Origin of the sequence: Sideroxydans lithotrophicus ES-1 (assembly GCF_000025705.1) — a bacterium.
GTDB classification, from domain to species: domain Bacteria; phylum Pseudomonadota; class Gammaproteobacteria; order Burkholderiales; family Gallionellaceae; genus Sideroxyarcus; species Sideroxyarcus lithotrophicus.
Map to the genome: position 1 here is coordinate 2,033,613 of NC_013959.1, position 21,963 is coordinate 2,055,575.

Consider the following 21,963-nt stretch of genomic DNA (forward strand, 5'->3'; position numbering starts at 1 on the left):
ACCATGTCGAATCTGTTAACAGCGATACAAGAGAAACAAAAGCAGGAAAACTACCGATCGGTGCGAAGGCTGCTGACCATATTGATCGGCTCGGTATTTTTCATCGAAATGGTTGTGATGGATATTCTGCTTTCGTTCACGCATATGTCCAAAATGGCAGATACCCTGGTGGATGCCACACTGCTTTCGCTGCTGCTGTTCCCCATCTTCTACTTCCTCATTTTTCGCCCCCTGACCAGGAACATCGCCGAGCGCGAAAAAACCGAGGCCGAATTGCGCATCGCCGCTGTCGCGTTCGAGATCAAGGACCCGACCATCATCACCGATGCCAGTGCAAACATCATCCGAGCCAACCAGAAGTTCCTGGAAAGGACCGGATATAACATTGATGAGATCGTCGGCAAGAATCCCCGCATCTTCAAATCCGGGCTGCACAACAAGAAATTCTATGAACGGATGTGGCACCAGCTATTGCAGGAAGGCGCCTGGAGCGGCGAGATCCGCATCGCAACCAAGGAGGGGCGCATCCTCCACCCATTCTGGCTGACCATAACCGCGGTCAAGAATGCGCAACAGGAAACCACCCATTACATCGGCATCTACAATTTCTGACAAAACAACCCGGCTTGTTAACCAAAATTTAACGCCTGTCTGGCAAGCACAAATTCCGCAGTCAACTTCATTGACACCCCCCGACCAACTCAAATAAAGTTCGTCCCACTTGCAGATCCCGCACACGCACATCGCACCGCAAGCACGGTGCGAGGCTCACGGCGGAATTCCCGGAACAGGAGGCTGGCGCAAGTCGACACCCGCACGAGCGGAAGGATGTCGACACCAACACATGTTCAAAAGGGAGAGCAATGCAGCGAATATTGTTGTCGAGCATTCTTGCACTGATAGCCGCAACAGCACAGGCAGACATTTTCAAGTGCAAGACACCTGAAGGCTTCGACTATTCGGAACAACCATGTCCGGCAGGCAACTCATCCGGCGCGGTTCGAACCATACAAGCCACCAGCCAACGACAATCAACAGATTCAGGCGACAGCAATGTCGATAACGTTCCCTTGCCCGTTCCCGCTACCCAGCGCAGCACCTATATCGCATACCAGCCCAAACCCAACCCAAAGGCTTTTGTGATTTACGACGATGGACGCGTGATGAACATCTCCGGCAATTCGCAGCAATTCGTCGATCAAAGACTGGCTGCATTGGATGCCGGATGCTCACCCTACTCGGTAAACGGCAATGTCGTGAGGTTGAAATGATGGAACCAACCTGCGCCCAATAGATATGGAAATAAAGAAGATCAATTCCGGCAAGCTGCGCGCCATCGGCTACGACACGAGAGCGCGCATCCTGCAGGTGCAACTCGACAACGGCGACACGCTGCAATACAGCGGCGTTGGTGAAGACATTTGGCGTCGGCTCAGCAGCTCCGGTGCGGCCTGGAGTTTTTATCGCGACAATATCGAAGAGGAATTCACCGTGAAGAAAGTTTCAGGCGGCACATCTGCGGGAAAAAATCCGCTGGATGATCTGTTTGGTCAAAAATAAAGCGTTGATGCCCATGAAACCAGCCAAGGATATTCCGGATAGTTACAAAAGCCCATCGCTCCGCCGCTGGCGAGTGATGGAAACTTTATCGCACAGGGGAGCGGTCAAGCGCCATGTCTATGGGCATGACATAACGAATGACACTGCCCGTGTATCCACCAGCATCAAAGAGTTCGATCGGGAATCCATGACTATCACCACTCACAGCGGCTCGATATACAAGTTATTGGGCGCGCCCGGCCACTCTCGCGGAGGTACGATCGCCTGGAAAGTTTGGTGCAGCAATAATGATATCCACGCAGAGAAGGACGTGACCAGGGAATATTTTGACATCGACAAGTTGTTCTCCAATGGATCGACCAACGACGTCATCCCCAAGTAGATTGCGCACTGATGGCATCAGCATCGACTCCGGTACAATCGCAGCCTGCACGTTTTTCCAATCTGATTATCCAACATGACCGATTACAACATTTGCATCGGCATGCCGACGGTGGAAGCACTCCATCTTGGCAAACCCGTCACCATCCAGCGCGAACAGAACCCTGCCGCAATCATTCGGGCCGACTATGCCCCTACTGCACGCAAGTGCCCGCCCTACTGCATCCAGCCGATGCAGCTGGCGCCGGGAGTGGAGACACTGGGCGAACTTGAAGTGCTGGACTGCCTGAAGCGCATACGCGAGGGCGAACGCAATCTCATGGTCGTCGATTCGCGCACGCCGGACTGGTATGCGAAAGGCACCATTCCCGGTGCAGCCAACATCCCTTATGCGCAGAACATGGCTGGAGAAGCCACCGACCTGCCCGGCCTGAAAAGGACGCTGATCGAATCGTTCGGCGTGAAGGAGACTGCCGGGGCTTACGACTTCAGCAACGCTTGCACGCTCGCCGTCTTTTGCAATGGCCCTTGGTGCGGGCAGACACCGAACTATATCCGCACCCTGCTTTCTTTGGGTTACCCGGCAAGCAAATTGAAATGGTATCGCGGCGGCATGCAGGACTGGTGCTCACTGGGACTCACGGTGATCTGACCTCCACATGCGGGAGCGGTCGATATCACAACACCTTTTCGCCAAAGACCGAAGAACGTCGGGTCAAGCCGACAAAGGCTCCCTGCCGTCTTTCAGGAAGTGATGTAGCGTTCCATCTGCTCGATGATGAAATCCTGGTCGGAAAGCCTTGCCTTGACCAGGTCTCCGATCGAGACGATACCCAGAATGTTCTTCTGGTCGTCCAGTACCGGCAAGTGGCGGAAGAACCTCTCAGTCATCAACGCCAGACATTGGGAAACCCCCATTGCCGTCGTCACATAGCGCACTTTCGTGGACATCACCTCTCTCACCAGGACTTCTTTCGGATTCAGGCATAGCGACGAGACCTTGTGCAGACAGTCGCGTTCGGTAAAGACGCCAATCAATTTGCCCTGCTCAACGACCATGACGGCGCCGATATCCCGTTCGCGCATCAGCACCAGCGCATAATGTACTGTGTCGTCGGGGGATACGGTGGTTAGAGGTTTGGTCTTTTCGGCAAGTATCTGTGCAATCGTTTTCATGATGCCCCCCAATCTTGTTCTGATTATTGGTTAGCCAACTCATCAGGCCGATCTTTATTGCCCGATGCAAATGCAAGGTTATTTCTACGCTTAAGCAGCATGTTTGTCGAGCAATTTGCAAGTCAAACAAAAGCCCATGAACTGTGTGTCGCAAAGACTCTGCATTGGCGATGCAGCATACCGGTGCCGAATAATTCGAATGCCGAACCGATTTCGCAACTGGAATAAAAAAGGGCCGCAACGCGGCCCTTTTCATTACTGCTGGCAACAAATCTGCTGCTGCGGATTAAACGCCCAGCTTGGTCTTGGTGTAGCTTTCGATCAGCTTGATAGTGGCTTCCGGCAGCGGCACGTAGTCAAGCTTGGCAGCCTGCTCTTGGCCGTTGTGCAGGAACCATTTTGCAAACTTGACCACCTTCGCATTGTCCTCTTTGGCAGAGTCAGTGCGCAGCAGGAAGTAGGTCGTGGCTGTCAGAGGCCAGCTTTCCGCACCCGGTGCATTGGTCATGATGGTGTAGAAGTCGCTGGCGTGAGCGAAGTCTGTCTTGGCCGATGCTGCCTGGAAGTGCTTGGGTGCTGGAGAAACGATCTTGCCTGCGCTGTTGACCATGCGTGTCCAGGTCAGGTGCGTCTGCATCGCGTAAGCGTATTCGTCATAGCCGATGGAACCCTTGACCTGAGCAACATAGGATGCAACGCCTTCGCTGCCCTTGCCGCCCATGCCTGCTGGCCATTGCACGGAAGTATTGGAACCCACTTTGTCCTTCCATTCCTGGCTGACCTTGGACAGGTAGTCGGTGAAGTAGAAAGTGGTACCGGAACCGTCAGCGCGATGCACAACGGTGATGTCCAGGTCAGGCAGGTGCAGTTTCGGATTCAGGGCTGTGATAGCCTTGTCGTTCCACTTGGTGATCTTGCCCATGTAGATGTCAGCCAGGACCTTGCCGTCCAGGATCATTTCGCCGGGCTTCACGCCAGGCACGTTCACGATCGGGGTGATGCCGATGATCACGACGGGGAATTGCACCAGATTGGCTTCCTTGAGCTGATCAGGTGTCAATGGCATGTCGCTGTCGCCGAAATTGACAGTCTTTTCCTTGATCATCTTGATGCCGCCACCGGAGCCGATGGACTGGTAGTTGATCGAATTGCCGGTCTTGTCCTTGTAGGTGTTAGCCCATTGCGACAGAACCGGGTAGATCGCCGTGCTGCCTGCGCCAGTTACGTCATCTGCCATTGCGCTTGCGCTGATAACCAGTGCGCATACGCCCAGTGCTTTGGAAAGTGCTTTCAAGTTCATTTTCATTCCGAGTTGTCCTTGTGTTGGAAGTGGAGGCGGCATTCTTGCATCGAATTGTTGCAGAAATATTTCATATAACTCCGCACACCAAATTAAGTTCGAATTTAACTCAGTCTTAACGCTCGATTGAGGCATGCCATAACAAATGGCCGCAAGTCCAGACAAGCCAGAAATAGACTGGTGTCCTAGCCAATACGAGACTTGCATGGTCGAGTATCTGCCCCAAAGGCATATGGACATTCGGCCGGTAAAGTCATATGTTGCTTTCAGGGCTGGCGGTTGATACAGGTTTTGTCCAGATATGTACCACACGGATTCCTCGACGCAACATGTCTGGCACGGCGTTTCATTTTAATAATCACTTCGGGAGTTATCATGAAACTGAAAGCAAAATCATCGGCAGTGGCACTGGCTCTGTTCGCCATGACCTCTTCGGCAATGGCAGAAGGCTTTTACGTAGCGGTTGACGGTGGCGCAATGGGTTACAGCAATTCGCATATCCTTTCAGCCTGGGGTATCGACTTCAACGCGGGTGGCGCCATCACCTTGGGCGGCGGTTACAACTTCAATAACTATTTCGGCTTGGAAGCCGGGTTCACCAACACCGGCGATTCGACCATCACCACTTACGGTTTTTACTCAAAAGAGACGTTGAAATCTTCCGCTGCACAATTGGCTGCTGTCGGGACCTTCCCTATCAACGATCGTTTCAGCATGTTCCTCAAAGCGGGAGTGGCGAATACCAGGATCGATTACACGTATTGGTCGTTCGGCACTACCGCTTCTGCCAGTGCATCGAAGTCCCACGCAATGATAGGCTTCGGCGGTCAATACAACTTCAACCGGCACTGGGGCCTGCGCGTCCAGTACCAGGACTATGGCAAGACCCAGGTGGGGCCGGTCATCGCCAACGGTGTGCCGCAAGCGGGAACCACTGGCGACATCGGCATGGCGTTGTTCTCGGTCGGCGGCGTGTACAACTTCTGACCTGAGCCCCTGCCGCAGGCAGATTCCGGTTACACCTCACTCTGCTGCGCAAATTTTAGAAGGCGACCATCCGGTCGCCTTTTTTCCGCCTCTGATTTCCCCCGATCCGCTGCCAACCATTGCAACAGCAATACCTATATGCCGAGTGGGTGAAAGTTAAATTAATGTAAAGAAATCGTCTCCGTTCACCATAGAGTTATGCCAGAATTTGGTCGGAGGAGTTGTATGCGACGTTTGGTGATGAAGCTGACCTCATCGTCATGTCAACAGCCTAATTAAAAAAACATGATCGCCCCGATACGTGTCAGAAAGATCGCAATGCTGGTTACCCTGTTGTCGCTGGTGGCCACAGGATTCTATTGGTGGCAATTATCCAAGGCAGGCGACCAGCTCCGATCCGAAACACTCGCCCAGGCAGAATTGCGTGCCCGGCAACTGAACGACTCAGTCGCCCAGCAGGTCGCGATACTGATCCGCTATGTCGATTTCGCCGCGCAAGAACTCGGCGAAACCTATATCGATGGCAAATTGAGCGAGTTCCGCAAGCAGGTGGACGAAGTTGAAGAACGTTTTCCGGAACAATCGCTGCTGCAGATCGCCGTGATCGATGCCCAAGGTTATCTCGCCTACTCCAACCTCGGCATGAAGGAACGGGTATACCTGGGTGACCGCGAACACTTCAAGGCACATTTGGGGAGCGATAAGACGCAGCTGTTTGTCAGCGCTCCCGTGTTGGGCAGGGTCTCCAGGCAATGGTCCATCCAGTTCACCAGGCCGCTCCTGCGCCACGGCCGGTTTGCAGGTGTCATCGTCCTCTCGCTGTCGCCTGAGTATCTGCACAAGACATTGCGCGAGTTGTCGTTGGGGCGAGAAGACTCGATAGCGATCTTCCGGCAAAGCGGGGAATACCTTGCGCGTAACGTGGACAACGAGATCGCGCTTGGCAAAGCGGTAGGGCCACGTCCGTTTCTCGGTCCCGATGCGCCATCTGGCGGGCTGTTCAAGTCCAAGGCCTATTTCGACAACGTGGTCCGCTTGTTCCAATGGCGCCGCCTCAGCGATGCCCCGGTCGTCGTTGTGCTGGGGCTGAGCGAAACAGCCTTGCTGAAGCCGGTCGATGCGATCATTCACAAGAACCGCTGGCAAGCCGGTATCGCAACGGCCCTGCTCTGGCTGTTGACGCTCGGAGCCATCCTGCTGTTGCAACGCCTGAGTTCGCAGCAGAAATTGATCGTGCGGCACGCACAGCGATTGCAGGCAACGAGTAACGACCTGCAAGAGAGCGAGAAGCGCTTGCGCACCATCTTCGAAACCGAGCCGGAATGCATCAAGGTCGTGGATCGCAATGGGGAACTGGTGGAAATGAATCAGGCAGGCCTGGCGATGCTGGAAGCAGCTACCCTGGAGGAAGCACGACAGAAAAAACTGATCGACTATGTCGCCCCGGAGGATCAGGCTGCTTTTTTAGCATTGCATCGCCGCGTGATGAATGGAGAAAGCGCTGTTCTGGAGTTCAAGATCACCGGGCTCAAGGGCACTTTGCATCACCTGGAAACCCATGCCACTCCGATGCCCGATGCGAATGGCAATATCTCGCTACTGCTCGGCATCACCCGCGATGTCACAGCCAGCATGCACGCCAAACAGCAGTTGCGCATCGCGGCCACTGCGTTCGAGTCGCAGGAAGGCATGCTGGTCACCGATGCCGTCGGGGCCATTCTGCGCGTGAACCAGGCCTTCACGCGGATCACTGGTTACACCGCTGATGAAGTCATCGGCAAGAATCCGCGCATCCTCAACTCGGGCCGGCACGATGCCTATTTCTACAAGGAGATGTGGGAAAGGATCAAACGTACCGGCGAGTGGGAGGGCGAAATATGGAATCGGCGCAAGAACGGAGATGTCTACCCTGAGCACCTTACCATCACCGCGGTCAAGGACGCCGGGGGGAACGTGGTGAATTATGTCGCGACCCTGATGGATATCACCGCAAGCAAGGCATCCGAAGAAGAGATCAGGAATCTGGCTTTCTTCGATCCGCTCACCCGGCTGCCCAACCGGCGGTTGCTGCAGGATCGCCTGCAACAGGCACTGGCTTCCTGCGGCCGGTCCGGCAAGAGTGGTGCGATACTTTTCATCGACCTGGATAATTTCAAGAATCTCAATGACACGCTCGGCCATGACATCGGCGATCTGCTGCTGGAAAAGGTCGCCATACGGCTGAGCAGTTGTGTGCGCGAAGGCGACACCGTTGCCCGCATCGGAGGCGACGAGTTCGTCGTGATGCTGGAAGACCTGAGCGACAACATCCTTGATGCAGCGGAACAGACCGAATCTGTCGGCAGCAAGATCCTCGCCTCCCTCAACGTGCCTTACCAGCTTGGCATACACACCTACGACAACAGCCCGAGCATCGGTGCGACCCTGTTCAACGACAACCATAATTCGATCGACGAACTGCTGAAACAGGCCGACATCGCCATGTATCAGGCAAAGAAGGCCGGGCGCAACACCATGCGCTTCTTCGATCCGCGCATGCAGCAATCGCTCAGCGCCCGCCTGGCACTCGAACTGGAATTGCGCAAGGCGATCGAAAAAGACCAGTTCCAGCTTTATTACCAGATCCAGGTCGATGAAACGCACCGCCCGCTGGGAGCCGAGGCACTGTTGCGCTGGATGCACCCCGAGCATGGCCTGATGGCGCCCGCAGAATTCATACCGATGGCGGAAGAAACAGGCTTGATCGTCCCCATCGGCTGGTGGGTGCTCGAAACCGCTTGCACCCAGCTCAAGGCATGGGAGAAGGATCCACTCACCCGCAACCTGGTCCTATCCATCAACGTGAGTGCCAAGCAATTCCACCAGCCCGATTTCGTGGATCAGGTACAGGCTGCCGTGGATCACTATGGCATCGACCCTGCCCTGCTGAAGCTGGAGCTCACTGAAAGCATCCTGCTGGAGAATGTCGACACCACGATCAAGCGGATGTCCGCATTGAAAAAGACCGGGGTCGGCTTTTCGCTGGACGACTTCGGTACCGGTTATTCTTCCCTGCAATACCTCAAACGTCTGCCGCTCGATCAGCTCAAGATAGATCAGTCGTTCATGCAGGAGATCACTTCCGACAGCAGCGACATGGCTATCGTGAGCACCATCATCGCCATGGCTCAAAGCATGCAGATGGGTGTCATCGCCGAAGGTGTAGAGACGGAAGAACAACGGCAGCTCCTCCTGCGAAAGGGCTGCAATCACTTTCAGGGATATCTGTTCAGCAAACCCGTTCCTGTAGAACAATTCGAGAAACTGCTGCATCGTGGCTGAATAAAAAGGCGACCATCGGTCGCCTTTTCCCGTTCGCCTCCAACTATCCCTACCCCACCCATTTCCGTGCGTTCTGGAACATGCGCAGCCATGCGCCGTTCTCCTGCCACTCGCGCGGATACCAGGAGTTCTGCACGGCACGGAACACGCGCTCCGGATGCGGCATCATGATGCTGAAGCGCCCGTCCGGGGTGGTGAGTCCGGTGATGCCGTGCGGCGAGCCATTGGGATTGAGCGGATAAGTCTCGGTCGCCTTGCCGTGGTGGTCGACATAGCGCAGTGTGACCAGTGCGGCTTTCTGTTTTTTGACGCTGCCGAAATCGGCATAGCCTTCGCCATGCGCGACGACGATGGGCATGCGGCTGCCGGCCATGCCGTCGAACAGGATGGAAGGCGACTGCTGCACTTCCACCATGACGAAGCGCGCCTCGAACTGTTCCGACTGGTTGCGCGCAAAATGCGCCCAGTTCTCGGCGCCGGGGATGATCTCGTGCAGGTTGCTCATCATCTGGCAGCCGTTGCACACGCCCAGCGCAAACGTATCGCTCCGTTTGAAGAATCCTTCGAACTCTTCGCGCGCGCGCGGGTTGAACAGGATGGACTTGGCCCAGCCCTCGCCCGCCCCCAGCACGTCGCCGTAGGAGAATCCGCCACAAGCAGCAACGCCTTTGAAATCGGCCAGTTTCACGCGTCCGCTGATGATGTCGCTCATGTGCACATCCACCGCGGCAAAGCCGGCGCGATCGAATGCGGCGGCCATCTCGACCTGGCCGTTGACACCCTGCTCGCGCAGGATGACCATCTTCGGGCGCGAGGTCAGCAATGCCGGAGCGACGTTCTCGTTGAGATCATAGGTCAGTTTCACATGCAGCCCTGTATCCCTCGCATCCAGCGTGCGGTCATATTCCTGCTGCGCGCAGACCGGGTTGTCGCGCAGCTTTTGCAACTGGTAAGTGGTCTCCGACCATATGCGGCGCAGGGTGATCGCGTTCTCGCTGTACAGCTGCGTCTTGCCGCGCATGATGGTGATGCTGCCGCTGGTATTGAGACGCGCCACTTCATGCACGCTGGAAAGTCCAGCCTCGTCGCACTGCACGAAGATGTCGGCCAGGTCGTCGCGGCGCACTTGCACCAGCGCGCCGAGCTCTTCGTTGAACAGGATGTCGAGGTCGCCGCCCCTGCATTCGTCGAGCCGGATATCCATGCCGATGTGCGAAGCGAAAGTCATCTCGCACAACGCCGCCAGCATGCCGCCGTCGGAACGGTCATGGTAGGCCAGCAGTTTGCCTGCACGGTTGAAGCGCTGGATGAGGTCGAAGAAGGCCTTCAGCTGCTTCGCATCGTCGACGTCCGGTGCCACATCGCCGACCTGCTTGTACGCTTGTGCCAGTGCCGAACCGCCCAGGCGGTTGCGGCCGCAGCCCAGATCGAACAGCAGCACCACGGTGTCGGTGTCGGCTGCCAGTTGCGGGGTGAGAGTCTTGCGCGCATCCGGACAGGGGGCGAAGGCGGTGACGATGAGCGACAGCGGCGCGGTGACGGCCTTGTTCTGCTCGCCCTCTTTCCACGTCGTCTTCATTGACATCGAGTCCTTGCCCACCGGGATGCTGATGCCGAGCTGCGGGCACAGTTCCATGCCCACCGCCTCGACGGTGTCATACAGGGCGGCATCTTCGCCGTGATGTCCGGCGGCGGCCATCCAGTTGGCGGAGAGTTTGATGTCGCCGATCTTGTCGATCTGCGCCGCGGCGATGTTGGTGATCGCCTCGCCGATGGCCATGCGGCCGGAGGCCGGGGCGTTGAGCACGGCGATGGGCGTGCGCTCGCCGAGCGCGAAGGCTTCGGCGCGGTTGGTGTTGAAGCCCATCAGCGTGACGGCTACATCCGCCACCGGCACTTGCCACGGGCCGACCATCTGGTCGCGCGCGGTCATGCCGCCGACGGTGCGGTCGCCGATGGAGATGAGGAAGGTCTTGTCCGCCACCGAGGGCATGCGCAGTACGCGCTCGACGGCTTCCTTCAGCACGATGTTGCCGGTGTCGAACTTCGGCAGCTGCACTTGCTCGCGCTGCACCTTGCGCGTCATCTTCGGCGGTTTGCCCAGCAGCACGGAGAGCGGCATATCCACGGCATAGTTGTCGAACTCTTCGTCATGCACCACCAGGCTGTCTTCGCTGATGGCCCGGCCCAGCACGGCGAACGGGCATCGCTCACGTTCGCACAGCGCCTGGAATTCCAGCACGCGCTCCAGCGGGATCGCCAGCACGTAGCGCTCCTGCGCTTCGTTGCTCCATATCTGCATCGGCGACATGCCGCGCTCTTCGGAAGGAATGGAACGCAACTCGAAGAACGCGCCCTTGCCGCCGCCATGCACCAGTTCCGGCAGCGCGTTGGAGACGCCGCCCGCGCCCACGTCGTGGATGGAGAGGACGGGGTTGTTGCTGCCCATCTGCCAGCAGCGGTCGATGACTTCCTGCGCGCGACGCTGCATCTCGGGGTTGCCGCGCTGCACGGAATCGAAGTCGAGGTTCTCGGCATTGGCGCCGGTATCCATGCTGGATGCCGCACCGCCGCCCAGACCGATCAGCATGCCGGGACCGCCCAGCTGGATCAGCACCGCGCCTTCCGGCAGGTTGTGCTTGCGGGTATGCGTGGCGCTGATGTTGCCGACGCCGCCGGCCAGCATGATGGGCTTGTGGTAGCCGCGCACTTCGCCGTTCACCTGCTCTTCGAAGGTGCGGAAATAGCCAGCCAGGTTGGGGCGGCCGAATTCGTTGTTGAACGCCGCGCCGCCGAGCGGGCCGTCGATCATGATCTGCAGCGGCGATGCGATGCGTCCCGGCTTGCCAACGGGATCCGCTTCCCACGGCTGTTCGAAGCCGGGAATATGCAGGTTGGAGACCGAGAACCCGGTCAGGCCCGCCTTGGGTTTGGAACCTGTACCGGTCGCACCTTCGTCGCGGATCTCGCCGCCTGAGCCGGTCGCCGCACCGGCGAACGGCGCGATGGCGGTCGGGTGGTTGTGCGTCTCCACCTTCATCAGGGTGTGGGTGAGTTCCTTGCCGAAGGCATAGCCGCCGTCGGTGCGCGGATAGAAACGTTCGATCTCGGCACCCTCGATGACGGAAGAGTTGTCGGAATACGCGATGATCGTGCCTTCCGGGTGCAGGTTGTGCGTGTTGCGGATCATGCCGAACAGCGAATTGGGCTGCTTCTCATCGTCGATGACCCAGTCGGCGTTGAATATCTTGTGGCGGCAGTGTTCGGAATTGGCCTGCGCGAACATCATCAGTTCGACGTCGGTGGGATTGCGTTTCAGCTTGGTGAAATTCGCCACCAGATAGTCGATCTCGTCGGCGGACAGTGCCAGCCCCAGCTCGCGGTTGGCGGTCTCCAGTGCGGCTTTGCCGCCCGCAAGGATGTCCACGCTGGAGAGCGGCTGCGGCGTACCGTGCCTGAATATCCTGTCTTCGATGCCGTCGATGTCGGTGACGACCGATTCGGTCATGCGGTCGTGCAGCAGCGGCAGCACGGCCTTTTTTTCCGCATCTGTCAGTGGTTTGCCGCTCTTGCTCTTGAGGTAATACAGCACGCCGCGCTCGATGCGCTTCACTTGCGGCAGTGCGCAATGGCGGGCGATGTCGGTGGCCTTGGATGACCACGGCGAGATGGTACCGAGGCGCGGCACCACCAGCAGACTCTGCACCTTACCCTCCAGTTCGGGTTCGCCGGCGCTTTTGTCCAGGCCAAGCAAGCGATCCAGTAGGTCAACATCAGCCGGGGTGAGATCGACGGACAGTTCGGTGAAATAACAGTGGCGCGTATCTTCGAGAGTGACGCCCGACTTGGTGGCGTTCAGCGCAGTGCGCAGTTTGTCGAGGCGGAAAGAAGAAAGAGCGGCTTTACCTATCGAAGTGCGAAACATGGCATGGATAAAAGGCGTTGAAAACAGGATGCAATTATAATGCAGCCGACCTCACTAAACTCAGGGAAAACAACATGACAGCGACACGCCCCACGCCCATAACGCAAAAAAAGGTCGCCGCCTTCCTCAAACCGCGTCCGAAGGACAGTCATAAAGGCATGTTCGGCACCGTCACCGCGATCGGTGGCAGCAACGGCATGGTGGGGGCTGCGATCCTGGCCGGCCGCGCCGCGCTGAAAATGGGCGCAGGCTGCGTGCATATCGGCCTGCTGGCGGACAAGATGCCTATGGTGGACATGCGGGTACCGGAACTGATGCTCTATCCAGCACATGAAGCATTGCAAAGCATCCCCCACCCCAACCCTCCCCCGAAGGGAGAGGGGGCAAACGTGAAAAGCAATTCCAGTCCTTCTGTGTTGCTGATCGGCTGCGGCCTGGGACGCAGCCTGGCCGCGCAGAAACTGCTGTACGACGCACTGCTGCTCGACGTACCGCTGGTGCTGGATGCCGATGCGCTGAACATCATCGCCCAGCGCCCCGACCTGCGCGGCATGCTGCATACCCGCAAGGCTCCCGCCGTATTCACCCCGCATCCCGGCGAAGCCGCACATCTGCTGGCCTGCAAGGCGGAAGATATCCAGCGCGACCGCAACGCAGCCGCGCGCGAACTGGCCAAACGCCTGGGTGGCAGCGTGGTGCTGAAAGGCGCAGGCAGCCTGTGCGCCACCCGCGACGGCAAGCTGCACCTCAACCAGACCGGCAATCCCGGCATGAGCAGCGCCGGCATGGGTGACGTGCTGGCCGGCATGATCGCCGCATTCATCGCACAGGGGCTGAATGCGGACGAAGCCATGCTGCTTGCTGTGCACCTGCATGGCGCTGCCGGCGATGAACTGGCCAAGCAGCAGGCCACGCTCGGCATGAGCGCGACCGAAGTGATCGAATGGGCGCGCTGGCTGCTCAACCGTATGGCACCCAAGTGACCAGATGCCGGCCTTCCTATACCGTTACCTGATGATCGTCGTCGCCTGCATCGCCCTGTTGATCGGGCTGCAGGTACCGAATTTCATCGACCAGTACCAGAAGCGCATCGATGCCCACCTGCGCGAGGTGAGCGTCAATCTGCAGCCGTTCCAGGAGATCGCCAACAAGTACTTCAGCGGTGACATGCACAAGCTCATCGAACTGCATCGCAACAGTGAAGTGAAGGCGTTCCAGGACGAAGGTGCGGCCATCGAGAAGATGGTGCAGCGCAAGCTGCGTTTCGAGGCCGATCTGGCCGCGCTGAAGACCAGTCTGCCGATGAAAGCGCTGCAAGTGCTGCTGCACGGTGACCACGAGATGATCGACGAAGCGCTGGGACTATACAGCTATGCCGTGCCGCTGGACCAGGATGCATTGGTGTTCGGCGCATGTGCCGCCCTTGCCATGCTGCTGTTCGTTGAACTATTGCTCGCGCTGGTGCGCTTTGCCGGTGCAAGGCTCTTTCCTTCCCTATTCCACCCCATCTCCAATAAAGCACAATGAGCCACCCCATCGATATCAGCGAGGAGGCGGGCATCCGCTATCTGCATTTCGGTTCGCTCTGGATCCAGGGTGCGATGCGCATCGCGCGCCCCTGGCATCTGGAGCTCGACTACACCAGGGAGATGATGGCGAGCCTGCTCATGCGCGACGATTCGCGTTTTCCGCGCAATGTCCTGCTCATCGGCCTGGGAGCGGCGTCGATCACCAAGTTCCTGTACCGCAACTTTCCCCTGTCCAAATTGACGGTGGTGGAGATAGAACCGCGCGTGGTGGCAGCGGCCCGACAGTTCTTCAAGCTGCCGGACGACCCGAAAAGGCTGAATATCGTGATCGCCGACGGCGCGAAGTTCATCGCCGGGAACGACAAGAACTACGATCTGATCATGGTCGATGGCTTCGACGAGGATGCGCGACCGGGTGAGCTGGACACGCTGCCGTTCTACCAGATGTGCCGTGCGCGCTTGAATGACAACGGCATCCTGGCCGTGAATCTGCTGGGCCGCAGTCGCGGCTATGCGGCCAGCCTGGGGCGCCTGCGCGAAGCGTTCGAGGCGCGTGCGCTGGCCTTCCCTTCCTGTGAAAGCGGCAATGTGATCGCACTGGCTGCGACAGGCGAGCCCGTCCGCATCGAGTTGGACGACCTCAAGGAGCATGCGGAAAGATTGAAGGCGGAGACCGGCTTGAACCTGTTGCCGACCCTGGCGCGCATCGAGGAAGCGCAGACCTGTCCGGGCGGCGTGTTCTTGCTTTGACACAAATTAATCACAAACCACCGGGCATTTGTGTTTAGAATTGGCGGCGGGGGATACATCAAATTACAAGTTTCATTTCGCAAATTCTAATGAACTTAATTTTTGAAAGGTAGCGAACATGGCAACTGCAAAATCCACCACCGCAACAAAAACCTCCGTCACCAAACCCGTTGCCAAAAAGACGACCGCAGCAGCCACCGGCAAAACAGCGGCCAAGAAGGTGACCACCAAGACGGCGACAACCGCCAAAAAGCCGACAACGGCAACCAGCAAGCCTGCAGTCGCGACGAAACCTGCCGCAAGCGCCAAAGCCACCACGCCAAAGACTGCACCGACACCTGAACAACGCTACAGAATGGTCCAGGACGCGGCCTATTTCATCGCCGAGAAGAATGGTTTCGTCAAAGGTTCGATGGATTACTGGATCGCCGCCGAGGCCGAGATCGAGGCCCTGCTGACCGGCAAGGGCAAGAAGTAACTAGATCCGGGTGGTGCCGGATTCGACGGTGTAACTCACGTAGTTCAATTTGATCTTTTCCGCGCCGACCGCGGCAAGCAGCCGTTCTGCACTCTGTTCATCGATGATGAATTCGACTGCTACGGCAAGTTCTCCCGCCAGTTCGAAGAAAGTCTCTTCATGCAGTCTGCCGTGCTTGCCGAATCCGGCGATGGCGCGGAAGGCCGATCCGCCCGGCAGTTCCAGACGTTGCCCCAGACGCAACAGCCATTCGTACAGCAGTTCGCCCTGGTGATGTTGCTTCTCGGAAACGTAGAATCTGAGCACGACTGTCTGCATGTTGCCCCCCTATTGCTGTACCAGTTTGAACGTATACATCCCCAGCACCGTCATCAGCAGCGAACCGCCGAGGTGCAGCGCAATGATCGCCGTGCCCCAGGCATATTGCCCGCGCATCAACAGCGTGACGGTCTCTGCCGAGAACGTCGAAAAGGTCGTGAGCCCGCCAAGGAATCCGGTGATGATGAACAGGCGCCATTCCGGCGACAGGCCTGGGTGCTGGATGAAGAAGGCGATGGCCAGTCCGATCAGGTAGCCGCCGACGAGATTGGCGACAAGCGTGCCCGGCGGAAGCTCGGGCAGCGCCGGATTGAGCCACAGGCCCAAGCCCCAGCGCAACCAGGCGCCGACAGCGGCGCCCAGCCCTACAGCGAGGAAAGCATAGATCGTCATGAATCAATTGTAGCAGGCGGAATGATGCCGCGCAGCTTGAAGCAACGCATGTTGGGCGAGCCGTCCAGTTCGTATTCGTTGAACTCGCGGCAAGTCGTGGGACGTTGTTCGTAGATGGCGCACGAGACCTGTTTGCCGACCTCGCCGCGCAATGCGACACAGCGTACCGGATAGCTATTGGTCCCTTTCATGCACAGCATCTGCTGGTTCACTTGCTCGGTCAGTTCGGCAGGTACGATACCGCCCGGCGCTTCGGTGGATTCGCCCCAATAGAGCGAAACGCGATAGTGGGCGCAGCAGGCGCCGCAGGTTTGACAGGGATTGCCCCCGCTCACTTCTTGACCACTTCCGCCCATAGATCGTGCTCGTCGGAGTCGATGATCTTCACGGTGACGAACTCGCCGACTTCCAGTTGTTCGTCGTCGATGTACACCAGGCCGTCGATCTCCGGTGCGTCGGCAGCACTGCGTGCAACAGAGCCGTCATCATCCACATCGTCCACCAGCACGGTCATGGTCTGGCCGACTTTCTTCGCCAGCTTCCCTGCACTGATCTCTTCCTGCAGGTACATCAGGCGCGCCAGGCGGTCTTCCTGCTCGTCGGGGTCGACATGATCCGGCAGTTCGTTCGAAGCGGCACCTTCCACCGGCGAATACTTGAATGCGCCAACGCGATCGAGCTGCGCTTCTTCGATGAAATCGAGCAGTTCCTCGAACTCTTCTTCCGTTTCGCCCGGAAAACCGACGATGAAGGTGCTGCGCAGCACGATGTCAGGGCAGATGCTGCGCCATTGCTGGATGCGCTTGAGCACGTTCTCGCTGCTGGCCGGACGCTTCATCAGTTTCAGTATCCGCTCGTTGGCGTGCTGGAACGGGATGTCGAGGTACGGCAGTATCTTGCCCTCGGCCATCAGCGGGATGACGTCGTCCACGCTCGGATACGGGTAGACGTAATGCAGGCGCACCCACACGCCGAGGCTGCCGAGCGCTTCCGCCAGATCGGTCATGCGCGTCTTGAGCGGCTTGCCGCCCCAGAAGCCGGTGCGGTATTTCACATCCACGCCGTAGGCCGAGGTGTCCTGCGAGATGACCAGCAGCTCCCTGACGCCGGACTCGACCAGTTTCTCCGCTTCCAGCATCACATCGCCGACCGGACGGCTCACCAGGTCGCCGCGCAGGCTGGGGATGATGCAGAAGGTGCAGCGGTGGTTGCAGCCCTCGGATATCTTCAGGTAGGCGAAATGCTGCGGTGTGAGGCGCACGCCCTGCGGCGGCACCAGGTCGACATAGGGGTCGTGCAATCTGGGCAGGTGCTGGTGCACTGCGTTCATCACGGCATCCGTCTCATGCGGGCCGGTGACGGCGAGCACCTTGGGGTGCGTCTGCATTACGATATCGCCTTTGGCACCAAGGCAGCCGGTGACGATGACTTTTCCGTTCTCCTGCAATGCTTCGCCGATGGCTTCCAGCGATTCCGCCACGGCGCTGTCGATGAAGCCGCAGGTATTCACAACCACCAGATCGGCGTCTTCGTAACTCGGCGTGATGATGTAGCCTTCGGCGCGCATGCGCGTGAGGATGTGTTCGGAATCGACCGTCGCCTTGGGGCAACCAAGCGAGACGAAACCGATCTGCGGTGCTGTTTTGCTGGATGTCATCGAATCAACCTTCGATCAAATAGTTTGCCATCGCCACAGTGGCGATGCCCGCCGCGATCAGCAGCACTTGCTGCACGGTGTCGCGGATGTGGGTGCGTTTGTGCAGGCCGGGGATAAGATCGGCCACGGCGATATAGATCAGGCTCGCTGCAGCCAATGCCAGCAGTGTCGGCACCAGCGATTGCATGTCCTGCAGAGCGACATAGCCCAGCACACCGCCGACCAGCGTGGCGAAACTGGAAATCAGGTTGAGCTGGAAGGCCCGCTTCTTGGTGTAGCCGGAATGCAGCAGGACGGCGAAGTCGCCGACTTCCTGCGGGATCTCGTGCGCAATGATGGCCAGCGAAGTGACGATGCCAAGATGCACGTCGACCATGAAGGATGCGGCGATGATGATGCCGTCGATGAAGTTGTGGAAGGTATCGCCGACGATGACCATGGCACCGCTGCGCCCATGATCGTGCTCGCCGTGCTCATGCGGCTCGTGCGCCTCGCAATGCTCATGGTGGCAATGGCGCCAGATCAGCACCTTCTCCAGCGTGAAGAACAGCAGGATACCGAGCAGCACCGTGGCGCTGACTGCGCTCACATTGGTGGTCAATTTGATCGCCTCGGGCAGGATGTCCAGGAACACCGCCGCGAGCAACGCACCGATGGCGAAGCTCACCAGCCCGCCCAGATATTGGGCCCGGGCCGTAAGCACGAACAATGCTGCCGCCAGCACGCTCAAGATGCCGCCCAGCAGGCTGGTGGTGACGATCCACGCCAAGATACTCATGCTAGAAGACCAGAATTAGGACAGGGCGCGGATTATACCCAGTATCAATGTCTGGCGCCGAACTCTGGCTGCTTGTTGTAGTACTTGAAGCTTTCACGCATGCGCCTGGACACGTCGTCGGGCACCTGCTCGAAGGCCACGCCGCAGATGTGCTTGTCTTCCTCGACGCGCTGCCAATTGATCCGCCCCCGCAGTTTGACCGGTTGCTGGCTCTGGTATTGCCTGAGGTCTTCCTGCGGCAGATACAGTTTCATCTCGATCGGCCGATTGCGTTCCAGCGCCTTGTTCATCTGCAATCGGATGCCGGTCATGCTGAAATCAAGGCTGCAACATTCCATCGATGTGTCCCCTTGTGTCACATGCACCAACAGCCGGTTCGCCGCGCGCGGGGCGGCGCGTTTTTCGTGATGTTCGATGGGCACGGGCTGAACATGATCGAAGTTGAACCCAGTCATCAACTGGTTGAGCTTGCCGGTGACCTTGTGCAGTCCGTCGCCGATGATCGCCGTCGTTTCCACCTTCTCCGAGCTCTCATGCAGGGTCGCGAAGAGCTCCTCCAGGGTCATGCGCAGCACATCCACATTGCCTATCTGTTTGCCGCTGGCCTCGGAGATGCCGCTGTTCGCGCTGGCAGTCTCCTCGATATCCACCGAGATGCGCTCGATCACCGTGGCGGTCTCGCCGGCCAGTTTCTGGTTGTCGTGGACCTTCCCCACCACCACGTTCATCGAATCGGTCACTTCGTGCACCTGTCCTCCAAGGCGCCCGATGATCTGCGATATCTCATCCGCAGACAGCGTCGTGCGTTCCGCCAACTTGCGCACCTCGTCCGCCACCACCGCAAAGCCGCGCCCCTGTTCGCCGGCCCGCGCCGCTTCGATCGCGGCGTTGAGCGCCAGCAGGTTGGTCTGCCCGGCGATATCCTGGATCGTGGTGATGATGTCGTGTATCTGCGTTGCCGACTTCTCCAGTTCGGCGATCTTGACGGCAGCCAGATTCACTTGCTGCACCGTGTCTTCCATTTCGGAGATGCTTTTCTTGACGGTGTCGATGCCCTCGCGCGCCTTGGCTTCGGTCTCCCGCGCTCGCAGGGTCGCTTTCGTCGCCTGCTCCTGCACACTTTCCGATATCTGGTGCAGCTGACGGGTCGCGTCGTTCACCTCATCCGAACGGCTCTGTTCCTTGCGCCCCACTTCGGCGATCTCGTGCGAGATCTTGGCGATCTGGAACGCCGACTGCTCCATTTCCTTGCCGCTCTCGTCGACCTCGCGCATGATGTGGTTGAGCTTGGAAAGGACGTCGTTGAAGCTCTTTTCCAGCTCGCCGATCTCGTCGCGCGAACGGTGCTCCACTTCCCTGGTCAGGTCGCCCGCTTCGACCGCCTTCAATGCGTGGCAAAGTGCCTGGATCGGTTTGACGAACAGGTTGGCCACGAAGGCGATGATGAAGAACTGGAGCATGAACTCCAGCCCCGATTCCCAGAACGAATTGAAGATGTAGGCGCCATGATTCGCTTCGAGCTGCCGGATGACTTCCTGGCTGACCTGACCTGCACGCGCGATCTCGACCATCTTGCCCAGTTCATGCGAGGCAAGCATACGGTTGTAGACGGTAGTGACCATCGTCACCATGAAGAAGCCGATCTGCAGCTTCCAGCGTATGCTGAGCGAGTTGTACCAGTTTCTCATCCAATTCTCCAGAATAGCTCCCCACTTGTGCCAAATGAAGCCAGCATCTCTATGACGACATCATGGGGAAAAACTTGAGGGAATTTAAGCGATCCGCCCAAAACACGGGATCCAGGATATTTCCGCGGGGTTAATGCCGCAGATCGACCTTGCTGGTCTCCGGCAGGAACAGCAATCCGACCAGCGAAGCCAGGATCAGCATGCCTACCGGGTACCACAGCCCCGCCAGCGCGTCGCCCGCCTGCACCGAAAGGAAGGTGACCATGAACGGCGACAGGCCGCCGATCCAGCCGGCGCTGAGGTTATGCGGCACCGCGGCCGCGGTATAGCGCGTGCGCGCGGTGAACAATTCCGCCAGCACCGCCGTCTGCGGCCCGGTGATGAGTGCCACAGCGATGACCGGCACGACCAGCAGCAGGAACAGCATGTAACTGTTCACTTGGGTGCGGTCCGCTTTATCCACCCAGCCTTTGTTCTTCAATGCCTCACCCAAAGCTGCCGGCTGGTAGCCATATACCTCGCTATTGCCGCCAATGCTCACCACGGTGTTTTGCACCGCGAGTTGCTTCACGGTATAGGAGACGCCATTCTTGGTAAGGAATTCCTGGTTGCGTTCGCAATCGTTGGACACCTTGCGGAACGGGCCGTAATGGCAATCGGTGCCATACAGCACGACCGGAACTTCGCGATTGAAGCGTTCCTGCGCCGGGTTGCCGTAATGCTGCAGCGCCTTGAACACGGGCAGGATGGTTGCCGCACCGAGGATCAGCCCGGCCAGCAGAACGGGTCTGCGTCCGATCTTGTCCGACAGCCAGCCACACACGATGGTGAGCGGGAACAGCAGCAGGGTGCTGGTCATCACCAGCGTGCTGGCGAGTTGCGCATCCAGCCGCACCACGCTTTTCAGGAACACGTTGGCATAGACCTGCGAGGAGAAGAACAGCAACGATCCGCCGGCCGAGATGCAGAAGAACAGCAGCGCCATCCGCCCCAGCGTGCGGCGGTCGCTCAGGCATTCGCGCAGAGGCGCTTTGGAAACCGCACCCGCCGCCTGCAACTCGCGGAACACCGGCGATTCTTCCAGACTCATGCGCGTCTTGATGGAGATGAACAGCAGCAAGGCAGAGAACAGGAACGGGATGCGCCAGCCCCAGCTATTGAACGAGGGATCCGACAGGAACTGGTGCAGCAGAACGATCTGAAAGGTGGACACCAGGATGCCCAGCGGCCCCATCAATTGCAGCACGCTGGTGTAGACGCCACGCTTGCCGTGCGGCGCATGCTCGGTGAGATACACCGCCACGCCGCCGATCTCGCCGCCCACCGCGAAGCCTTGCAGCAGGCGCAACAACAGCAGCAGCAAGGGTGCCGCGAAGCCGATCTGCGCGTAGGTCGGCAACAGCCCGACCAGAAAGGTGGTCGCGCCCATCAGCGAGATGGTGGCGATAAAGATGGGACGTCGCCCGAATTTGTCTGCCAGCGATCCGAACAATGCCGAACCCAATGGCCGCACCACCATGCCGACGCCGAAAGTACCCAGGCTCATCAGCAGCGCCGCAGTGGGATTGTCCGGCGGGAAGAACAGCACGCTGAAATAGGTCGCCAGCGTGGCGAAAGTGAGGAAGTCGTACCATTCGAGAAAGGTGCCGAAACAGGAAGCGAGGACGATCTTGCGCTGGGTGGGAGTGAGTTCCTGCAGGGTCTTTTTCATGTATGTCTATT

At 58.5% G+C, this 21,963-nt stretch carries 21 protein-coding genes; 11 read left to right on the plus strand and 10 right to left on the minus strand.

All coding sequences use genetic code 11. The annotated features are described in order from the left end of the window. Nucleotides 1-3: 3 nt before the first annotated feature. From SLIT_RS10075 to SLIT_RS10095, 5 genes are all read left to right on the plus strand, one after another. The gene (locus SLIT_RS10075; protein WP_013030142.1) at nt 4-612 is read left to right on the plus strand and encodes a PAS domain-containing protein; all 609 of its coding nucleotides are present in this window, start codon (nt 4-6) and stop codon (nt 610-612) included. 251 nt (nt 613-863) lie between these two features. Then, nucleotides 864-1,271 (plus strand): hypothetical protein, encoded by a 408-nt coding sequence (locus SLIT_RS10080; RefSeq protein ID WP_013030143.1) that lies wholly within the window; start codon nt 864-866, stop codon nt 1,269-1,271. Nucleotides 1,272-1,296: 25 nt separating this feature from the next. Further along, nucleotides 1,297-1,560 (plus strand): KTSC domain-containing protein, encoded by a 264-nt coding sequence (locus tag SLIT_RS10085; RefSeq protein ID WP_013030144.1) that lies wholly within the window; start codon nt 1,297-1,299, stop codon nt 1,558-1,560. A gap of 76 nt (nt 1,561-1,636) precedes the next feature. Then, on the plus strand, nt 1,637-1,942 hold the full coding sequence (locus tag SLIT_RS10090) for a hypothetical protein (RefSeq protein ID WP_049870987.1): 306 nt from the start codon (nt 1,637-1,639) through the stop codon (nt 1,940-1,942). A gap of 75 nt (nt 1,943-2,017) precedes the next feature. Further along, nucleotides 2,018-2,593: a rhodanese-like domain-containing protein gene (locus SLIT_RS10095; RefSeq protein WP_013030146.1), complete on the plus strand. Its 576-nt coding sequence runs from the start codon at nt 2,018-2,020 to the stop codon at nt 2,591-2,593. Nucleotides 2,594-2,685: 92 nt separating this feature from the next. Here the strand turns inward: SLIT_RS10095 and SLIT_RS10100 are convergent, their stop codons facing one another. Next, nucleotides 2,686-3,117: a CBS domain-containing protein gene (locus SLIT_RS10100; RefSeq protein ID WP_013030147.1), complete on the minus strand. Its 432-nt coding sequence runs from the start codon at nt 3,115-3,117 to the stop codon at nt 2,686-2,688. 286 nt (nt 3,118-3,403) lie between these two features. Next, complete coding sequence (gene pstS, locus SLIT_RS10105; RefSeq protein WP_041420846.1) at nt 3,404-4,417, minus strand: phosphate ABC transporter substrate-binding protein PstS; 1,014 nt, start codon at nt 4,415-4,417, stop codon at nt 3,404-3,406. A gap of 375 nt (nt 4,418-4,792) precedes the next feature. Here pstS and SLIT_RS10110 point away from each other — a divergent pair, with 375 nt between their 5' ends. After that, nucleotides 4,793-5,404, plus strand: coding sequence for a porin family protein (locus SLIT_RS10110; protein WP_013030149.1), 612 nt, complete (start codon nt 4,793-4,795; stop codon nt 5,402-5,404). Between the two features lie 285 nt (nt 5,405-5,689). After that, nucleotides 5,690-8,725 carry a bifunctional diguanylate cyclase/phosphodiesterase gene (locus SLIT_RS15290; RefSeq protein ID WP_013030150.1) on the plus strand — a complete coding sequence of 1,012 codons (3,036 nt, stop codon included), beginning with the start codon at nt 5,690-5,692 and terminating at the stop codon, nt 8,723-8,725. A 49-nt stretch (nt 8,726-8,774) separates the two neighbouring features. On the opposite strand, the gene purL is transcribed toward SLIT_RS15290, so the two are convergent. Next, a complete protein-coding gene (gene purL, locus SLIT_RS10120; protein WP_013030151.1) occupies nt 8,775-12,650 on the minus strand; it encodes a phosphoribosylformylglycinamidine synthase in 3,876 nt (1,291 codons plus the stop codon). A gap of 74 nt (nt 12,651-12,724) precedes the next feature. Between purL and SLIT_RS10125 the strand changes: the two genes are divergently transcribed. From SLIT_RS10125 to SLIT_RS10140, 4 genes are all read left to right on the plus strand, one after another. Then, complete coding sequence (locus SLIT_RS10125; protein ID WP_013030152.1) at nt 12,725-13,633, plus strand: NAD(P)H-hydrate dehydratase; 909 nt, start codon at nt 12,725-12,727, stop codon at nt 13,631-13,633. A gap of 4 nt (nt 13,634-13,637) precedes the next feature. Then, nucleotides 13,638-14,177, plus strand: coding sequence for a DUF2937 family protein (locus SLIT_RS10130; RefSeq protein WP_013030153.1), 540 nt, complete (start codon nt 13,638-13,640; stop codon nt 14,175-14,177). Beyond that, complete coding sequence (locus SLIT_RS10135) at nt 14,174-14,929, plus strand: fused MFS/spermidine synthase (protein ID WP_013030154.1); 756 nt, start codon at nt 14,174-14,176, stop codon at nt 14,927-14,929. The genes SLIT_RS10130 and SLIT_RS10135 overlap by 4 nt, the downstream gene beginning before the upstream one ends. A 118-nt stretch (nt 14,930-15,047) precedes the next feature. Continuing rightward, entirely contained in the window at nt 15,048-15,407 is a 360-nt protein-coding gene (locus tag SLIT_RS10140; RefSeq protein ID WP_013030155.1) for a DUF2934 domain-containing protein, read from the plus strand. On the opposite strand, the gene SLIT_RS10145 is transcribed toward SLIT_RS10140, so the two are convergent. The 7 genes from SLIT_RS10145 to SLIT_RS10175 form a co-directional block, all read right to left on the minus strand. Further along, on the minus strand, nt 15,408-15,725 hold the full coding sequence (locus tag SLIT_RS10145; protein ID WP_013030156.1) for a DUF190 domain-containing protein: 318 nt from the start codon (nt 15,723-15,725) through the stop codon (nt 15,408-15,410). Nucleotides 15,726-15,734: 9 nt separating this feature from the next. Then, nucleotides 15,735-16,118 carry a fluoride efflux transporter CrcB gene (gene crcB / locus SLIT_RS10150; protein WP_013030157.1) on the minus strand — a complete coding sequence of 128 codons (384 nt, stop codon included), beginning with the start codon at nt 16,116-16,118 and terminating at the stop codon, nt 15,735-15,737. Further along, nucleotides 16,115-16,474, minus strand: coding sequence for a YkgJ family cysteine cluster protein (locus SLIT_RS10155; RefSeq protein ID WP_013030158.1), 360 nt, complete (start codon nt 16,472-16,474; stop codon nt 16,115-16,117). The genes crcB and SLIT_RS10155 overlap by 4 nt, the downstream gene beginning before the upstream one ends. Further along, entirely contained in the window at nt 16,450-17,775 is a 1,326-nt protein-coding gene (gene rimO, locus SLIT_RS10160; protein ID WP_013030159.1) for a 30S ribosomal protein S12 methylthiotransferase RimO, read from the minus strand. Before rimO ends, SLIT_RS10155 begins: the two co-directional genes overlap by 25 nt. 4 nt (nt 17,776-17,779) lie before the next feature. Further along, on the minus strand, nt 17,780-18,553 hold the full coding sequence (locus SLIT_RS10165) for a ZIP family metal transporter (RefSeq protein WP_013030160.1): 774 nt from the start codon (nt 18,551-18,553) through the stop codon (nt 17,780-17,782). Nucleotides 18,554-18,597: 44 nt separating this feature from the next. Beyond that, nucleotides 18,598-20,241 (minus strand): methyl-accepting chemotaxis protein, encoded by a 1,644-nt coding sequence (locus SLIT_RS10170; protein ID WP_013030161.1) that lies wholly within the window; start codon nt 20,239-20,241, stop codon nt 18,598-18,600. A gap of 130 nt (nt 20,242-20,371) precedes the next feature. Further along, a complete protein-coding gene (locus SLIT_RS10175) occupies nt 20,372-21,952 on the minus strand; it encodes an MFS transporter (protein ID WP_013030162.1) in 1,581 nt (526 codons plus the stop codon). Nucleotides 21,953-21,963 lie beyond the last annotated feature (11 nt).